This window comes from Enterobacter cloacae complex sp. IR5422, from assembly GCF_049238165.1.
In the GTDB taxonomy this organism is placed as follows: domain Bacteria; phylum Pseudomonadota; class Gammaproteobacteria; order Enterobacterales; family Enterobacteriaceae; genus Enterobacter; species Enterobacter roggenkampii.
Map to the genome: position 1 here is coordinate 1 of NZ_JBMKHT010000101.1, position 2,939 is coordinate 2,939.

Annotated in this window: 4 protein-coding genes and 2 pseudogenes; 5 read left to right on the top strand and 1 reads right to left on the bottom strand. The window is 49.5% G+C overall.

What is annotated here, in order from left to right; translation table 11 throughout:
• Together ACOTXT_RS22295 and ACOTXT_RS22300 are read left to right on the top strand one after the other, a co-directional pair.
• Positions 1–312, top strand: a 312-nt coding sequence (locus ACOTXT_RS22295; protein ID WP_421625467.1) for a hypothetical protein, incomplete at its 5' end; no start/stop codon positions are given.
• 130 nt (positions 313–442) lie between these two features.
• Complete coding sequence (locus tag ACOTXT_RS22300) at positions 443–739, top strand: hypothetical protein (protein ID WP_225828743.1); 297 nt, start codon at positions 443–445, stop codon at positions 737–739.
• A 38-nt stretch (positions 740–777) separates the two neighbouring features.
• On the opposite strand, the pseudogene ACOTXT_RS22305 reads toward ACOTXT_RS22300, so the two are convergent.
• A pseudogene (locus tag ACOTXT_RS22305) lies at positions 778–953 on the bottom strand (AAA family ATPase); the annotation flags it as partial.
• 86 nt (positions 954–1,039) lie between these two features.
• On the opposite strand from ACOTXT_RS22305, the pseudogene ACOTXT_RS22310 reads away from it, so the two are divergent.
• From ACOTXT_RS22310 to ACOTXT_RS22320, 3 genes and pseudogenes are all read left to right on the top strand, one after another.
• A pseudogene (locus ACOTXT_RS22310) lies at positions 1,040–2,374 on the top strand (VENN motif pre-toxin domain-containing protein); the annotation flags it as partial.
• Positions 2,331–2,630 (top strand): hypothetical protein, encoded by a 300-nt coding sequence (locus tag ACOTXT_RS22315; protein ID WP_223539752.1) that lies wholly within the window; start codon positions 2,331–2,333, stop codon positions 2,628–2,630. The pseudogene ACOTXT_RS22310 and the gene ACOTXT_RS22315, both read left to right, overlap by 44 nt.
• A gap of 81 nt (positions 2,631–2,711) precedes the next feature.
• On the top strand, positions 2,712–2,939 hold a 228-nt coding region (locus ACOTXT_RS22320), incomplete at its 3' end, for a hypothetical protein (RefSeq protein ID WP_421625468.1).

Sequence of the window (2,939 nt, forward strand, 5' to 3'; positions counted from 1 at the left end):
GGCCAAAATCAGCCACGAAGAGACGATTTTGGGCTGAAAATTGGAAAATTGAGCCACAGGACGTCGATAAAGGACGGTTTGGGGCGTCATATCGGGAGCTGCGGACCACTTAATCGCAACTTCCTTAGTATGGTTTCGATTTTTCTGACAGGGATCGTTTTATATGCATGTGGGGAGGTTTTTTTCTTAGCATATAAAGGAATACCAATGTCTTTTTCATCGGATATTGTTTTGTTTTTAGGTAAAATAAGTATATGTATTGGTATTTTCGCCGGTGTAATGTTATGGATCGCCAATTTGCTAAAAAAATGACCGTCGCATTTTTCGTCGGAACGGTCGTTTTTTCCGTTTTAGTAAAGCGACGGGAAAAAGCGTCCAGTCACCGTTTACCCCGATGTTTTTCTTTGACGCACTCTTTTTTGGTCTGGGTAGTAAGCGAGACATGAACATTGCAGCATGTTCATTTATCGTCTTTTTAGTCAGTATCTGGGGATTAATTTATTTAAAATTAAGCACTCATTTTTGGGGAAGTCGCGAAAGTTATTTTGGTTTTGCGATCGCCGGAATTTTATTTCTGATTATGCATTGCCGCTATTGTGCAAAAAATGTCGTTATAAAAAATGATGGCCTGGCCCCCATGAGAGAGTTGATTAATATCCGGCGATCCGGCCTTACCAGCCCCTTTATATGGTTAAGCAGGGCCGGGTATCTGGGGTTCTTTATTGGCATGCTTCACTGAAGCGAGATGCGAAAAAACTGCCTCCGTGCCCATTGAGACTACCCCAGCCTCTCCACCCGCGTCTCCCCCTCCGCCATCGAAGCTGATACAGCGAAAACGATCGCTGCTTCTCAATCAACGTCGCCAGCTCCGGCGAGTGGCTGGTGAGCCAGATCTGCGAGTAGCGGCTGGCCTCGGCGATTAAGCTCGCCAGGGCGGGTAGCATCTGTGGGTACCTTCGGATAACTCCGCCGGTGTTGTCGCTGTAAAACACGCAGATGGGGAAGGCCAGGTCAAGGATACGTATCAGCTTTAGCGGCTGCGGCCACGCAGTCAGCGGTAGCCGACGGTGCTATCATTGTTCGCGACCAGGCTAACCAGAAGCAGGACGTCAGCACGCTCAGCCGTGACACTGACCATGCCAACGGCAGCATCGACCCGATCTTTAACAAAGAGAAAGAGCAGAAACGCCTGCAAACCGCGCAAATGATTGGCGAGATCGGCAATCAGGTTGCGGATATTGCGCGCACCAACGGCAAGATTGCGGCCACGGAAGCGGCCAACGAGAAGATGAAAACCGCGGGCAGCGATGCGCGTAACGCCGCCATCAGCCAGCTGAAAAAAGACGGTAAAGAGGTTACCGATCAGGCAATTCATGACCAGATGTACCAGACCTTCTATAACGAAGCGTTTAACCAGTCTGGCATGGGAACGGGGCAGAGCACCCAGCGCGCCATCTCGGCAGCAACGGCGGGCATTCAGGCGCTGGCAGGTGGCGATATTAAAGCTGCGATTGCGGGCGGTGCCGCGCCGTATATCGCCAATGCCATCGCGAATGCCATCCCGGAGACGGATCTTAAGGGACGCGTGCTGGCCCATGCGGTTGTCAACGCCGCACTTGCAGCAGCTTCCGGCAGAGATGCGGCGTCCGCTGCAGCTGGCGCGGCGGTGGGTGAGCTTGTCGGCAAAATTGCGGTAGACAAGCTGGCTGGTAAGATTGCGGTTGACGGTTTTGGCAAACAGGTCAGCGAACTGAGCGAGGAAGAAAAACAGACGGTATCTGCGCTGGCGACGCTGGCCTCTGGTCTGGCTGGCGGGCTTGTCGGAGACAGCAGCGCGAATGCGGTAGCGGCGGCTCAGGCGGGCAAGACGACGGTTGAGAATAACACGCTGAGTCCTGGCCATGATGAGGAAGAGTTTGAGAAAGAGCACGGCGACCGCCTCCCAAAAGTCTACAACATTGCCAGGCCTGGGGTGTTGTTTGACGAAGATGGTAAGCCGCTTCCTGGAACTGCTGGTCTTGGTATTGGGGCAGTTCCGATAGGTGGCAAATCTAAAGATACTCAGATTTGGACTGAAACCAAAAAAGCGGAGCCTGTTGACAATGCGTATGGACACTGGACGAAGCATGGAAAAGAGTTTCCCGAATATCAAAACTCAAAACAATATGTGGATGCCACACATAATTTTGTAACAAATCCGCCAAAAGGAACGCTCACCACAATACGTAAAAACGGTGATACGATTTACTACAACCCATCGTCCAATACATTTGCAGTCAAAAATAGTGATGGTGTGCCTAAAACAATGTTCAGGCCGGATCCCGCAGATCATGGCTATCCAACAAATTTGGACTACTTCAATGCACAAAAATAATGATTTATATATTTGCCGGGTATGTGGTGCTGAGCAGCTTGAGGCCCCTTGGGGTGATGATGGAGAATCACCAACATACGAAATATGTGATTGCTGTGGGGTTGAATTCGGTTACGAAGATTCAACATTGCAAGGAATTAAGAAATATCGGACAAAATGGTTAGAAGATGGAGCTAAGTGGCACAGTAAAAAATCGGAGCCTGAAAACTGGTCTGTTGTAGAACAGTTATCTCATATACCTGAAAAATATCTATAGCTTTCGATCCCGATTTCGTTTCAACCTAACGGAAACGGCTATTATCGTGTTGATTCGTATAACCCGGCTACAGGTGAGATAGTGTCACGTAAGTTCACGCAGTTCTCTGATATCACTGAATCAACAGCGACTAATTACATCCGGGAGGCTGTGAATAAATACCCTGCAGGTGCAACCATTGCTAAGGAAGTTGCGATTAAGTGGTCCGCAGCTCCCGATATGACGCCCCAAACCGTCCTTTATCGACGTCCTGTGGCTCAATTTTCCAATTTTCAGCCCAAAATCGTCTCTTCGTGGCTGATTTTGGCC